The 13,315-nt window shown below is 58.7% G+C and carries 14 protein-coding genes (1 of these 14 cut by a window edge); 4 read left to right on the plus strand and 10 right to left on the minus strand.

Annotated features, from left to right (window positions below; translation table 11 throughout):
- Positions 1 to 121: 121 nt before the first annotated feature.
- The 4 genes from LOY28_RS04790 to LOY28_RS04805 form a co-directional block, all read right to left on the minus strand.
- Positions 122 to 826, minus strand: coding sequence for a hypothetical protein (locus LOY28_RS04790; RefSeq protein WP_018930160.1), 705 nt, complete (start codon positions 824 to 826; stop codon positions 122 to 124).
- Between the two features lie 136 nt (positions 827 to 962).
- Positions 963 to 1,478, minus strand: a complete 516-nt coding sequence (locus tag LOY28_RS04795; RefSeq protein ID WP_258613143.1) for a hypothetical protein — start codon at positions 1,476 to 1,478, stop codon at positions 963 to 965.
- Between the two features lie 66 nt (positions 1,479 to 1,544).
- On the minus strand, positions 1,545 to 3,068 hold the full coding sequence (locus LOY28_RS04800) for a HAMP domain-containing sensor histidine kinase (RefSeq protein WP_258613144.1): 1,524 nt from the start codon (positions 3,066 to 3,068) through the stop codon (positions 1,545 to 1,547).
- Positions 3,065 to 3,781 (minus strand): response regulator transcription factor, encoded by a 717-nt coding sequence (locus tag LOY28_RS04805; RefSeq protein ID WP_018930163.1) that lies wholly within the window; start codon positions 3,779 to 3,781, stop codon positions 3,065 to 3,067. The genes LOY28_RS04800 and LOY28_RS04805 overlap by 4 nt, the downstream gene beginning before the upstream one ends.
- A 152-nt stretch (positions 3,782 to 3,933) precedes the next feature.
- Here LOY28_RS04805 and msrB point away from each other — a divergent pair, with 152 nt between their 5' ends.
- From msrB to msrA, 3 genes are read left to right on the plus strand one after another with little or no spacing between them, the layout of a single operon-like run.
- The gene (gene msrB / locus LOY28_RS04810; protein ID WP_258613145.1) at positions 3,934 to 4,449 is read left to right on the plus strand and encodes a peptide-methionine (R)-S-oxide reductase MsrB; all 516 of its coding nucleotides are present in this window, start codon (positions 3,934 to 3,936) and stop codon (positions 4,447 to 4,449) included.
- A gap of 43 nt (positions 4,450 to 4,492) precedes the next feature.
- Positions 4,493 to 6,301, plus strand: a complete 1,809-nt coding sequence (locus LOY28_RS04815) for a cytochrome c biogenesis protein DipZ (RefSeq protein ID WP_258613146.1) — start codon at positions 4,493 to 4,495, stop codon at positions 6,299 to 6,301.
- Positions 6,302 to 6,329: 28 nt separating this feature from the next.
- Positions 6,330 to 7,046: a peptide-methionine (S)-S-oxide reductase MsrA gene (gene msrA / locus LOY28_RS04820; RefSeq protein WP_064616221.1), complete on the plus strand. Its 717-nt coding sequence runs from the start codon at positions 6,330 to 6,332 to the stop codon at positions 7,044 to 7,046.
- Between the two features lie 15 nt (positions 7,047 to 7,061).
- On the opposite strand, the gene LOY28_RS04825 is transcribed toward msrA, so the two are convergent.
- Positions 7,062 to 8,075, minus strand: a complete 1,014-nt coding sequence (locus LOY28_RS04825) for a sensor domain-containing diguanylate cyclase (protein ID WP_018930167.1) — start codon at positions 8,073 to 8,075, stop codon at positions 7,062 to 7,064.
- A gap of 75 nt (positions 8,076 to 8,150) precedes the next feature.
- Positions 8,151 to 9,056: a LysR family transcriptional regulator gene (locus tag LOY28_RS04830; protein ID WP_258613147.1), complete on the minus strand. Its 906-nt coding sequence runs from the start codon at positions 9,054 to 9,056 to the stop codon at positions 8,151 to 8,153.
- A gap of 102 nt (positions 9,057 to 9,158) precedes the next feature.
- Here LOY28_RS04830 and LOY28_RS04835 point away from each other — a divergent pair, with 102 nt between their 5' ends.
- Positions 9,159 to 10,334: an aspartate aminotransferase family protein gene (locus LOY28_RS04835; RefSeq protein WP_258613148.1), complete on the plus strand. Its 1,176-nt coding sequence runs from the start codon at positions 9,159 to 9,161 to the stop codon at positions 10,332 to 10,334.
- Positions 10,335 to 10,340: 6 nt separating this feature from the next.
- On the opposite strand, the gene LOY28_RS04840 is transcribed toward LOY28_RS04835, so the two are convergent.
- The 4 genes from LOY28_RS04840 to LOY28_RS04855 all read right to left on the minus strand — a co-directional run.
- Complete coding sequence (locus LOY28_RS04840) at positions 10,341 to 10,595, minus strand: Txe/YoeB family addiction module toxin (protein ID WP_007940443.1); 255 nt, start codon at positions 10,593 to 10,595, stop codon at positions 10,341 to 10,343.
- Complete coding sequence (locus tag LOY28_RS04845) at positions 10,592 to 10,846, minus strand: type II toxin-antitoxin system prevent-host-death family antitoxin (RefSeq protein WP_007940444.1); 255 nt, start codon at positions 10,844 to 10,846, stop codon at positions 10,592 to 10,594. Before LOY28_RS04845 ends, LOY28_RS04840 begins: the two co-directional genes overlap by 4 nt.
- Before the next feature lie 227 nt (positions 10,847 to 11,073).
- A complete protein-coding gene (locus LOY28_RS04850) occupies positions 11,074 to 11,601 on the minus strand; it encodes an adenylate kinase (protein WP_018930170.1) in 528 nt (175 codons plus the stop codon).
- Positions 11,602 to 11,617: 16 nt separating this feature from the next.
- On the minus strand, positions 11,618 to 13,315 hold the 3' portion of the coding sequence (locus tag LOY28_RS04855; RefSeq protein ID WP_258613149.1) for an alkaline phosphatase D family protein. It continues 240 nt past the right edge of the window; only the last 1,698 of its 1,938 coding nucleotides appear in the window; its start codon lies beyond the right edge, outside the window — the gene reads right to left on this strand; its stop codon occupies positions 11,618 to 11,620.

The raw sequence follows: 13,315 nt of genomic DNA on the forward strand, positions 1-13,315 counted from the left end.
CTGTAAAGAAAAGCCCCGCCCTTCGAGAGAAGGGCGGGGCTTTTTCGTTTAATCACGATTGGTGTACAGGCAATAAAAATCCCCGCTCGATGGCGGGGATTTTTGTGTGCAGCGTTTAGCGTTACTGCGCGGCGATGCTGTAACCGTCGAACGCGGTCTGCTGCTGCAGCGCGGTGATGATGTTTTTTCGGTTGACCGGTTGTTCGGCCCCGGCATTGTCCAGGAACGTCTCGCTTTCCAGCTCCGCTTCTTCACCTTCGCCGACGAAAGTGAAGCCCAGGAATTCCAGCGCTTCACGGTCAACGTTCAGGCGCGAGCGCGGGGTGCGCAGGGGCAGGGTGACGCTGATGCCGTCCTTGCTGATGGTGAACACTTCGACTTCTTTTTTGGCGCGAGCCGCTTTGCTCTTGCCGCTGCTCGGGTTGCTGATGGCTTGGTGAGTCTGGTTCAGCACTTTCAGCGCCAAGCCATAAACGATTTCCTGGAACGCCGGGTCGTCCTTGAAGCTGGACAGAATGCGGCTGATCGGGAATTTGCTGCTCAGGTCTTCCAGGGCGGCAATATCGGCCGCTTCGGCGTCTTTCAATTGCTTGAGTTCGCCCATCAATTCGTAGGCTTTATCGTCATCGAAGCTGTCGTGAGCCTGGCGAATCGCGGCGCGCAGTTCGCGGATCTGGTCGCTTTCCCGGGTGGATTGAAAAGCGTCCAGAACCATCTCGCTGATGGTCTTGGCCTGAGGCACGTGTTGTGAAAGATTGATGGAGTTTTCGTATTCCGCTTTGGACGACAAGGTGACTACGGATTCAGCGGTATTGGAATCGGACATTGAAATTTCACTACTTCTTTAACTTGGATAGAGGCGAGAAAGCACGGGGCTTTTTCAGGCCGCCTAATCTATTGGACCAGCGCTGCGTTGTCACGGATGAACCGGTGGCTGGTCTGCATTTTTGGTGAGAGCGCTTTTAGCCGGCTGACATCTGCGGGCGTTTTGCCTGGAGTGTCAGCAGCACCCGATAAAGTTTCAGCGCCCGCCCGCTGATCAATCCGCAGACAAAACCTGACGCCGTGGCCTTGAGCAGCAACATCTCAACCGTGACGGCGAACTCCGGATGCACCTCATCCTGATAGCCAAAGTAATAGTTCACGGCAAAAAACAGCAGGTAGAGCACCGGTGTTTTAACCGTGCCCGGCACGATCAGCCCGGTTTCCGGATCATCCAGCTCAATACCCTTGTGCGCAAATACAACCAGTGCCGTGAGGCTGCCCAGAATGACGGCGGCCAACCAGCAGCCTATCGATAGTTGAGGGTTCAGCGTCAGGTTCAGCGAGTACAACGACCAGCCGAGCAAAAGCGGTGGAGTGACAAGCAACGACGTTTTGCTTTCATGGGTTGGGGATAAGGCTTTGACGCCGTAGTAACAGAGCAGCAGAAAGATCGCATAAACCCATAGAGGGGTGTTTTGCAGGGTGTTGAGCATTATGTAGCGTCCGTGCCGGGAATGAAGAGTCCGGATAATAGCTGCTGCCATGGCCGAGGCTATCGACTATTTCCCCGTCGAATTCATATTCATCGAACGAGTCATCCATTGCTCCGCCGTTTGCTCATCCACCGGCAAGGAGAAGCGAAAAGTCGCGCCGCGTCCCGGCACATCAATCAGCTCGATCTCGCGACCGTGCAATTGCAGGATCCGGTGCACGATCCGCAGCCCCAGCCCGCCATCGCGCCGTGCGCCGCCAATGTTGAATGGCCGCAGGAACAGACCTTCACGCAGTTGGGGGGCGATGCCAGGACCGGTGTCGCTGACGGTCACTTCGATAAAAGCCCCTTGGGGGCGGAGGCTGAGTTCGATTTCTCCCCCTTGGGGCGTGTGGCGCAGGGCGTTATCGAACAAATTGGTCAGCACCCGCTCGATCAGCCCCAGGTCGGCGCAGGCCACGGCGACGTTGGGGGCGAAGGTGGCCTTGAGTTCAATCTGGCGCGCTTCGGCGCTGAGTTCGAACTTCTGAAAAATGTCCTGCACCAGATCAGTCAGGGAGAAACGCTCCAGCACCGGTTGCACGAAACCGTGTTCCAGCCGCACCAGTTCCAGCAACGATTGCGCCAGGCCGCCGACCTTGCGGCTTTGATCCAGGGCGATTCCCAGATAGCGACGGCGATCGGCGGGGGACAAGGTGGCGTCCTTGAGCGAAAGGGTTTCCAGGTAACCGTGCAGCGAGGCCAGCGGTGTGCGCAGGTCGTGGGAGATGTTGGCCACCAGTTCGCGACGCTCCTGATCCTGACGGGTCAGCGAGCGCCATTGTTCACCGAGGCGCGCTTGCATCTGTCGGAAGGCTGCGTCGAGTACGGCTATTTCATCGTGGCTGGCGGCCTTTTCCATGGGCTCCGGCTCAGGTTCGGGCGAAGCGGTCGGAACGCCGTTGATATCGAACTGACTGACTTTCTCGGTCAAGCGACGCAATGGCCGGGTGATCAGGGCGAATGCCGTGAGGCCGGCAATCAGGCACAGCAACGCCACCAGTCCGATGGACAACAACGCGGTATTGAGTGCGGCGCTGGTGGCTCCGCGCTCGGCGAAGCGGTCATGCGCTTCGCTGAGCAACACCACATACAAATAACCGGCCGGCTGACCGTTGACCCGTAAAGGCGCGGCGCTGAACACCTTGCGGCCATCGACGCTGCGCGGATCGTCGCCGAGAATCGGCAATGCCTCGCCCTTGAGCAAGCGCTGGATTGGCAGCAGATCGACCTGCTCCCTGTGTATTCGGCCTTCGGGCGCGGCGCTGCCGACAATCCGGCCACCGGTGTCCAGCAGATAGACCTCGACACTGGGATTGACCAGCATCAGCTGGCTGAACAGTTCATGCACGGCATTGGGCATCGGGCCATTGCGGTCCATCAGCACGGTGTCGTGGGCGATGTGTTGCGCCAGATCCCGCGACAAGCCTTGCACCACTTCCAGCTCATGCATCTGGTTGGAGCGCACCTGCATCCATACCGAGGTGCCGCTGCACACCAGCAACAGCACGGCGAACACCAGGGACAGGCGTTGAGTCAGGGTCAGCCTCATGGCTGCTCTCCGCTTGCTGCGAATTTGTAGCCACGGCCCCACACCGTGAGGATGCGCGCCGGTTGCGCCGGATCGGCCTCGATCTTTGCCCGCAGGCGGTTGATATGAGTGTTGACTGTGTGTTCATAGCCTTCGTGGCTGTAGCCCCACACAGCATTGAGCAGGTCCATGCGCGAGAAGACTTTGCCAGGCTGACGGACAAAGAAGTACAGCAGGTCGAATTCCCGTGGCGTGAGGTCAAGACGCCGGCCGTCGAGGGAGACTTCACGGGTGATCGGGTCGATGGACAGGCCATCGCTGATCAGACTGCCAGCATCCATTTTCAGATTGCGGGCCATGGCGTCGACCCGTCGCAGCAGTGCCTTGACCCGTGCCACCAGCTCGAGCATGGAAAAGGGTTTGGCCAGGTAATCGTCGGCGCCCAGCTCCAGTCCCAGAATCCGATGCACTTCGCTGGAGCGCGCACTGGTGATGATGATCGGTGTGTAACGGGCCATGGCCCGGGCGCGGCGGCAGATTTCCAGGCCATCGACGCCGGGCAGCATCAGGTCGAGGATCAGTGCGTCCCAGCTTCCTTGCTGCAACAGACGCATGCCCTCGTCGCCGTCGGCGCAGTGCACCACCTCAAACTGCTCATCGCGCAGATGCAGGCAGATAAGGTCGGCGATGTGCAGGTCGTCCTCGACCACCAGGACGCGTTTGGTCTGTTCCATGGAGCTCGATCCTTTGTGACGCAATGAACACATTGTGCGGGTTTTCCTGAGGTTGAGTTATCACGAATTATTTAACTCCTCGTGAGGATTTGGCGATCAACTCAAGCCTAGGCTGTGTTCCATGCAAGGCACCTGGAATTTTGGAGAAGGCCATGTTTTCACGGCGACAGTTTCTTGTAGCGAGCGTCGGGCTGGGGGCTGCAGCCCTGGTGATCGGTGTATTGCCAAAATTTTCCACAAGCGTTGCGCTGGTCGATGAAGCCCGCGCGCAGGAGGTTTTCGAGGTGACCCACAGCGACAGCGAATGGCATGCCCGGCTCAGCGCCGAGCAGTACGAAATACTGCGCGAAGAGGGCACCGAACGGGCCTACAGCAGCCCGCTGAACAACGAGCACCGCAAAGGCGTTTTTGCCTGCGCCGGTTGTGATCTGTCGTTGTTTTCTTCCGACACCAAGTTCGACAGTCGTACTGGCTGGCCGAGTTTCTGGGCGCCCCTGGACAACGCGGTGGCCACCCGACAGGACCGCTCCTTCGGTGTATTGCGCGAAGAGGTGCACTGTCGTCGTTGCGGCGGTCATCTGGGGCATGTCTTCGAGGATGGGCCAAAGCCCACCGGTCTGCGCTACTGCATGAACGGCCTGGCGCTGACCTTCAAGCCACGGGCGTGATCCATGGGCACTTCCTTTCACTCACTTCATGTAGGTCGACGTTATGTGGCTTCTGGTCCTCGCTTATCTCGGTGGTGTGCTGACGATTGTCAGCCCGTGCATTCTGCCGGTATTGCCCTTTGTCTTCGCTCGCACCGGGCAGCCATTTATGAAAAGTGGCTTGCCGCTGCTGGCGGGGATGGCGCTGACCTTCGCGCTCGTCGCCTCGTTGGCGGCGGTGGGCGGCGGTTGGGTGGTGCAAGTCAATCAATACGGTCGCTGGCTCGCGTTGCTGTTCGTGGCACTGTTCGGGTTGACGCTGTTGCTGCCGCGGTTGGCCGAACGCCTGACGCGTCCACTGGTGGCAGCCGGCGGTCGGCTGTCAGAAGCCGCGGGCGTAGATTCCCGGCCGCGTCCCGGCGCTTCATTCCTGATCGGCGTCGCCACGGGCCTGCTCTGGGCACCCTGCGCCGGGCCGATTCTGGGGTTGCTGCTGACCGGTGCGGCGCTACAAGGGGCAAGCATCGCAACCACTCTGTTGCTGCTGGCTTACGCGGCCGGTGCCGCCACTTCTCTCGCTGCGGCACTGCTGCTGGGCGGTAAAGTCTTCGCCGCAATGAAGCGCTCGATAGGCGCGGGCGAGTGGCTGCGTCGAGGCCTGGGCGCTGCGATGCTGGTTGGTGTGGTGGCGATAGCCCTGGGACTGGACACCGGGATTCTGGCGCGGGTTTCAACGGCGTCCACCGGCGGTATCGAACAGGCGCTGGTCAACCGGTTTGCCAGTAAGACTCCGGCCAACAGCGGGGCGATGATGGCGCAGATTCCACGGGCCGGCGATCAACCCGCTGGCAGCATGATGGCCGCTGGCGATGCGATGAAAGTGACCGCGAAGACGCCAAGCGCACTGCCGATTGAGGGCAACCTTCCATCCCTGGACGGCGCCGTGCAATGGCTCAACTCGCCCCCACTCACCGTCCAGGCGTTGAAGGGCAAGGTCGTGCTGGTGGATTTCTGGACTTACTCCTGCATCAACTGCCTGCGCACCCTGCCGTATGTGAAGGCCTGGGCTGAGAAGTATCGCGATCAGGGCTTGGTGGTGATCGGTGTCCATGCGCCCGAGTTTGCCTTCGAACGGGATGTGGGCAATGTCACCAAAGCCATGAAGGATCTGGGCATCACCTACCCGGTGGCCATTGATAATGACTACAAGATCTGGCGTGCTTTCAACAACGAATACTGGCCGGCCCATTACTTTGTCGATGCTCAGGGACGCATTCGTTATCACCATTTTGGTGAAGGCAAGTACGCCGAATCCGAGCAAGTGATTCAGCAACTGTTGCGTGAGGCGGGAGCGGCGAAAGTCGCGCAGGGGCTGATCAATGCCAACGCCCAGGGTGTTCAACTCGCCCCGGACATGAATGAAGTGCAATCGCCCGAAACCTATGTCGGCTACCGGCGGATGGAGCATTTCGCCTCTGAAACCAGCCTGGTGCCGGACAAGGCGACTGCCTATAAGCCACCGTCACAACTGGCCCTCAATGACTGGAGCCTGGACGGTCAATGGGCTGTCGGTCCGGAGCGGGCCGTTTCAAACGCTGCGGCCAGTCGTATCGTCTATCGGTTTCACGCTCGTGACTTGCACTTGGTGTTGGGCCCCGGTGCTGACGGCAAACCGGTGCGTTTCAAAGTGTTGATCGACGGCAAGCCCCCAGGTGATGCCCACGGTATCGACGTCGCGCCTGATGGCCGCGGCAGCGTCACCGAGCAGCGGTTGTATCAACTGGTACGCCAGACCACAGGCGTAAAGGACCGGACTTTCAGCATCGAGTTTCTCGATCCGGGTGTGTCGGCGTATGCGTTTACCTTTGGTTGATAGCCCCCATTCATTCAGGAGACAGCCCATGAAAACTCCATTCAACTGGCGTCGCACATTTCTGGGTTTGGCCGCCGCCAGCGTAATTGGTCAGTGCTCTGCATTCTCGTTCGCAGGCGCCGAAGAGGCGGTCATCATCCCGGCGCCGACGCTTGACGAAACCACCCAGGCGCACAGCGAAACGGCGGTTTTTGCCGGCGGTTGCTTCTGGGGCGTCCAAGGCGTGTTCCAGCATGTCAAAGGGGTGAAAAATGCGGTTTCCGGTTATGCCGGTGGCGCAGCCAATACCGCTCAATACGAGCGGGTCAGCGAGGGTGACACCGGCCATGCGGAGGCCGTCGAAGTGACCTTCGATCCCGCTCAGGTCAGTTACGGAAGCCTGCTGCAGATCTATTTCTCGGTGGCCCACAACCCCACCGAACTCAACCGCCAGGGCCCGGACCGAGGCACTCAGTATCGGTCGGCGCTATTCCCGAAAAGCACCGAGCAGCAACGCGTCGCCCAGGCTTACATCACCCAGCTCGACGCTGCCCATTCGTTCAATAAACCGATTGTCACCAAGCTGGAAAGCTACAACGGTTTCTACCCGGCGGAAGAGGAGCATCAGGACTTCCTGACCGAGCATCCGACCTACCCCTACATCGTGATCAATGACCTGCCGAAAGTGGCGCAGTTGAAGCAACTGTTTCCGAATCGGTATCAGGAAAAACCAGTATTGGTGAAAGCGGGCATGCAGGGCGGCTGACAGGACGGAGTCGCCTCACCCAGAAATCAGGTTCTTGCCCGCGATTTTCGACCGATACAACGCCTGATCGGCCCTGGCCAGCAACCCGGTCTGTTGTTCTTCTTCAAAGCGCTGCACCACGCCAAAACTCATGGTCACTTGATAGTCCCCGACCGGCAGCAGGCTCGCCAGGCCATGACGGATTCTTTCAGCGAGTGACCTGGCGTCGGCCAACAAGGTATTGGGCAAAATCAGGATGAATTCGTCACCGCCCCAGCGCGCCAACAGATCGCCTTTGCGCACGCAGTGCTTCACACTCTCGATCACTTGCACCAACGCTGCATCTCCCAAGGCGTGACCGTAGTGATCGTTGATGTTTTTGAAGTCATCGAGGTCCATGGCGATCAGCGACAGGGGTTCGCGGAAGCGTTGGGCGCGGTCGCATTCCTTGGGCAGGGTTTTCTCCAGTCGATAGCGATTGGCGATGCCGGTCAGCACATCGGTTTCTGCCAATTTGCGATTTTCTTCGAGTTGAATCTGTAACTGCTGATTGACCCGGGACAACTCCCGAGTGCGTTCCTTGACGATGGCTTCCAGGGATTGATTACGCCGCTCCATTTCTTCGATCAGGCGTTTCTTGTCTTCGATGCTGCGGTGCGCGCCGATCATTCGCGCCACCGAGCCGTCGGCATTACGTGCCAGCACGTAGCCGCGATCCTCGATCCAGGTGTAAGTGCCATCGCGCATGCGGCAGCGATACTCGGCCTGATAAGCGGGAGCGCGCTGATCCAGGTAGTCATCAAACAACGCCATGACCCGCGAATAATCGTCGGGGTGGATCACGTTTTCCCAGGTCAACACATTGTTGTCCAGGGAATGAGGCGTATAGCCGAGCATCTCGTACCACCCGGGGTTGCGATAGACGAACCCGGTGTTGGCGTTCCAGTCCCAGATACCATCGCTGACCAGTTCCAGAATGGTGTGCAACATGTCTTCGTTAAAATCTGACAGATCGAACTTCAACGGCTCGATTTTCGATGCCTCACCCATCATCGGTCTCCCTGCCGTCCTGATATTAACGTGACTCGTCAGTCGAGGAGATTAGTTCATGGCGTATTGCCCCGGCTAGTGCTTGCCCCACCACTGCAGTGCAAAGTCAACGAAGCTGCGCAATTTCGGCAAACGGTAGCGGTCCTGGGCATACACCAGGTTCATCGGCCGACTTGGCAGTTGGTAGTCCTGCATCAAGGCCACCAGTTTTCCGTCCCGAAGGTCTTGTTCCACCAGCGCATCGGGAACCATCACGATGCCCATGCCGGTTCGCGCCGCTTGATGCAACCCCGCCGAGCTGTTGATCAACATCGGCCCGCTGACCGCCACCATGACTTCACCTTCGGGCCCCTTCAGGCGCCATTGTTTGGCTACCGAGTGCCAGTCATCTCCGGCCGGGTAGGCGAAGGCCAAACAGTCATGGTGTTGCAGGTCGGCGGGTTTCTGCGGTGTGCCTCGACGCTCCAGATAATCCTTCGATGCGCACAGGGTCATCGTGTAGTCGATGAGCGGGCGAGAAATCATGTTGGACAGCTCGGTCGTGCCCAGACGAATCGTCACGTCGAAACCGTTGTCGAGCAAGTCCAGGCGCTGGTTGGTCAAAACGACATCGAGTTTGACTTGCGGGCAGCGCAGGGTGAACTCGCTCAGGGCCGGTGCGAGCCGTTCGGTGCCGAAGGTCAGCGGTGCGGTGATGCGCAGAGTGCCGCTCGGCTCGTCGAGAGTTTGTTCGGCCAGGCGTTCGGAATCAGCCACCAACCCCAGCACTTCGAGACACCGCTGATAGTACGCCGTGCCGAATTCCGTCAAACGCTGACGCCGTGTCGTACGGTTGAGCAAGCGCACACCCAGGCGTTGCTCCAGAGCCCGCAGGTGATTACCGACCATGGTCGTGGACATTTCGCACTGCAAAGCGGCGGCGGTCATGCTGCCGGCTTCCACCACTCTTACGTAAACGGTCATTGCCTGGAATAAATCCATTATCAAGCCCAGCTTTAAAATGATTGAAGTGTTGCGGTATTTATCCAGCTCAGGTGGCTAACCATACTGCAAAAACACCGACTATTGATGGAGCTTGATGTCATGACCGCCACCTGCCTGATGAGCACTTACCAACCTCTGGCCCTGAGTTTCAGCAAAGGCCTGGGCACGCGCCTGTGGGATCAGGCCGGTCGTGAATACCTGGACGCGGTGGCGGGCGTGGCGGTGACCAACGTCGGTCATTCCCACCCGCGAATCGTGTCGGCCATCAGCGAACAGGCCGGGTTGCTGTTGCACACATCCAACCTGTACAGCATCGACTGGCAACAGCGGCTGGCGCAGAAACTGGTTCGGCTGTCGGGCATGGAGCGGGCGTTCTTCAATAACTCCGGTGCCGAAGCCAACGAAACTGCGCTGAAACTTGCGCGGCTTTACGGCTGGCACAAAGGCATCGAGCAGCCGCTGGTAGTGGTCATGGAGAACGCTTTCCACGGACGGACCCTCGGCACCTTGTCGGCCAGTGACGGCCCGGCGGTGCGCCTGGGGTATAACAAGTTGCCGGGGGACTTCATTAAAGTGCCATTCGGCGACCTCGCTGCCCTGGAGAAGGCGCAGAAAGCCAACGGCCCACGCATTGTGGCGATTCTGATGGAGCCGATTCAGGGCGAAAGTGGTGTGCAAGTGGCGCCGCCTGGTTATCTCAAAGCGGTGCGCGAGCTCTGTGACCGGCGCGCCTGGTTAATGATGCTCGACGAAATCCAGACCGGCATCGGCCGTACCGGCCAGTGGTTTGCGTTTCAGCACGAAGGCATCATCCCGGACGTCATGACCTTGGCCAAAGGCCTGGGTAATGGAGTGCCCGTCGGTGCCTGCCTGGCTCGGGGCAGGGCTGCGGATTTATTCACACCTGGCAGCCACGGCAGTACATTCGGCGGCAATCCGCTGGCGTGTCGGGTGGGTTGCACCGTGCTGGAGATCATCGAGGAACAAGGCCTGCTGGAAAACGCCAGACTTCAGGGCGAACGCCTGCTTGCCAGATTGCGCGTCGAACTGGCCGACGATCCGAACGTCCTGGTGATCCGTGGCCAGGGATTGATAATCGGCATCGAACTCGCCCAACCAATCCGCGACCTGACCTTGATTGCCGCGCGGGATCACGGTTTGCTGATCAACGTGACACGGGGCAAGACCATTCGCCTGCTGCCACCGCTGACGATCGATGAGCGGGAAGTGGAGATGATTGTCAGAGGAGTGGGGCGGGCGGTGAAAGCGGCCTGAATGTGCTCAGTAGTGATACCTGCAAAGCACGATGCGCACCTCACCATTCTCGATTGCATAAACCAGGCGATGCTCGGAGGTGATTCGGCGTGACCAGAGGCCGCTCAGATTGTGTTTGAGCGGTTCAGGTTTGCCCAATCCTTCGAAGGGCTCACGCAGGATCGCCTTGATCAGCAGGTTGATTCGTTTGAGCCCGGCCTTATCGTTTTGCTGAAACCACAAATAGTCGTCCCAGCCTTCAGGAGTGAACTCGATATTCATTCTTCGATGAGTTGCCTGACTTTGGTTTTCCCTGCTCGTAGGTTGCCGATTGATTTGATCAGTCGCTCGGCATTGGCTGGAGAACGGAGCAGATAGGCTGTCTCTTCGAGAGCGTTGTACTCCGCCAGAGACATCATCACCACAGGTTCGCCTTTCTGGCGGGTAACCAGCAATGGGGCACGGTCTTCGTTGACCCGATCCATGGTTTCGGCCAGATGTGCACGTGCGGTGGTGTAGTTGATGGTTTGCATGTTGTAGTCCTCGCTCAATGCAAAGAACGTACAGAAATGAGTACATGATGACAAGGCGACACCTACGAGTGGTCATTACGCAGACGACATATCCACGCTGGGTTAAAGTATCGCTGAAGCTTCTTCAAGACGTTTCTGCGAACGATGTAATCCCATTCTGACAATCTCGCCAGCTAGTCGTGTCCAATGTAGGAGTCCGATTCGCACGCAGAAAACGGCAGGGACGATCAGTCGGTTGGTTGCACCGCACTGACGAAAGCCGAGACTTCAGCCTGATTCATCAGTTGGCGTTTCGACCCGCTAAACCGGTCAAACAAACGCTGATGGGCGGCAAATCCACTGGACCCTTGGCGAGTACGGTAGCTGCCGGCCCAATCGAGTAACGCAATCAGCAACTCTTCCTTCTCGTCCCGCCTCGCTTCTCGCTGGCGTATGTTGTTCACGCAATCTTCGTCCTCCAGACACAGCCAGATCAGCGCAGTGGCCTGCTCCACAAGTTCGCTGACCATCCAGCCGTAAACACCCTCGATAACCCAACGCTCTTCACTCGCCGCCACCCGCGCCATTCCCAGTGCTTCGTTGCGGGGACGGGCGATGCTGTGTTCATCGGATACCCAGTGAATCAGGTCGAGATCGGTACAAGGCACTTGCAGATGCTCGGCCAGTCGTTTGGCCAGCCAGCTCTTGCCCGAGCCGGAATTGCCGATGATCAGGGTTCGAGTGAGGTTTAGGGTGGCCGGGTAATGATTACTCATGGTCATTCGTGCGAAGTCAGTCGGCTGTTTCGGACATTTCTGGCGCGATCATTCGCGTCTTCGGCGATCCATCCGCATTGAATTGATAAATATCCTGTGGCTGGCCCTTTTCATTGAAGAACACTTGGCCAATTCCTGCCGAGTTCCACAACCGTTCCCCTGCTTCGGCGTGTTCGGGGATGTGCGGAACAATGCGCATGCGTCGGCGTTTGGTCAGCCAGTTAAGGGGCGAGCGGGGCGAGTAGAGCCAACGGTTGAGGCGGTCGAACCATTCGAGCAGGGCGGGTGGGAATTCGTTTTTGATGCCGCTGCTGGTGATCTGCCAGATACGCGGGCCGGCCTTGCGGTGTCGGATCAATACTTCATAGACGAAGGAATAATGCACATCACCGGACAGCACCACGTAGTTACCGGGTGTGCGGGAGTGTCGGAAAATGTTCAGGATCACCTGAGCCGCGCCGCGATGAGCCATCCAGTTTTCGGCGTCCACCAGCAGTGGGTAACCGCACCAACTGAACACGCGCTGTACGGTTTCGATCAATTTGACGCCGAAGATCGGCGCCGGTGAGACGATGATCGCCGAAGAATGATCGAGCAATTCCTGTTGCAGCTCACTGAGCGCTTCCCAGTCCAGCAGGCCCGACGGCTGCTTGAGATTCATCTCGCTACGCCAGCGCCGGGTGCGGGTGTCGAGCACCACCAGCGCCGGGCGGGTGGGCAGCACGTAATGCCACTGCTGAAAACTCAGCAGTTCATCGATCAATTCGTCCTGGATCTCGCTGTCGAGGTGATGGTCTTGCCCCGTGACGCTCAATAAGCGGGTTTTTTCCAGTACGCTGCCAAACGCATCCGGGTTGTTGCCCCAACCCTGACACAACATATAAGCAAGCAGCGCGTTGCCGATGATGCGCTTGGAGAACGGATGGTTGTAGGCCGTTTCCTCCCATTGCGCAGAAAGATTCCAGTCATCGGTAATATCGTGGTCATCGAAAATCATCAGGCATGGCAAATGCGCCATCGCTCGCGCGACGCCACCCAGCCCCGCCATGAACCCATCGATGCGCGTCTGCTCCAGGGCATAACGCTTGCGTCGTTCGGGCGTCAGTGTCGGTGGTTGCGGCGCGATCAACGTCCAGGGCGTTGGCGACCACACCAGCAGGTACATGGCCATGACTTCGGCGAAGGTCACCAAATGATTGTCGGCGCTGCTGCTGGTGAAAATCGGCTTACTCACCCCGCCGAAAAATCGCTCGCGCAGGGTTTCGTTGCTCTCAAGTGCCGGTAACAAATCCGCACGATGGTAGTAACTGGCCGGATGTTCGTAGAGTTTGGTGCTGTCGCTGACCACTGCGCCGTCGAGGTGTTCGTCGAACAACCCCAGGCGTTCGATCAAGGCATGAATTGCACGCAGCATTGGCCCCGCGACATCATCCGCATACACCTGATCGCCGCTCATCATTAATAGAGCCGGACGCTTGCTTGCGTCCGGCTCTGACGCGAGCAACCGGTCGACACACAGCAAGCCATCGGCCGCCGGATGGTGAGGTTTACGGCAGGAGCCATGCAGCAACTGATCGATCTGTGAGCGCAACACAAAGTTCGGGCAGCGCGCTTCGCCATATAGTAGGTGAGGTGCCCATTCGGCGATGCCCGACGGAGCGCCATCCGCCTCGGTGATCAGCAGGTCGTACTCGATTAGCGTGTCGCAGGGCAG

Origin of the sequence: Pseudomonas sp. B21-017 (assembly GCF_024749245.1) — a bacterium.
In the GTDB taxonomy this organism is placed as follows: Bacteria; Pseudomonadota; Gammaproteobacteria; order Pseudomonadales; family Pseudomonadaceae; genus Aquipseudomonas.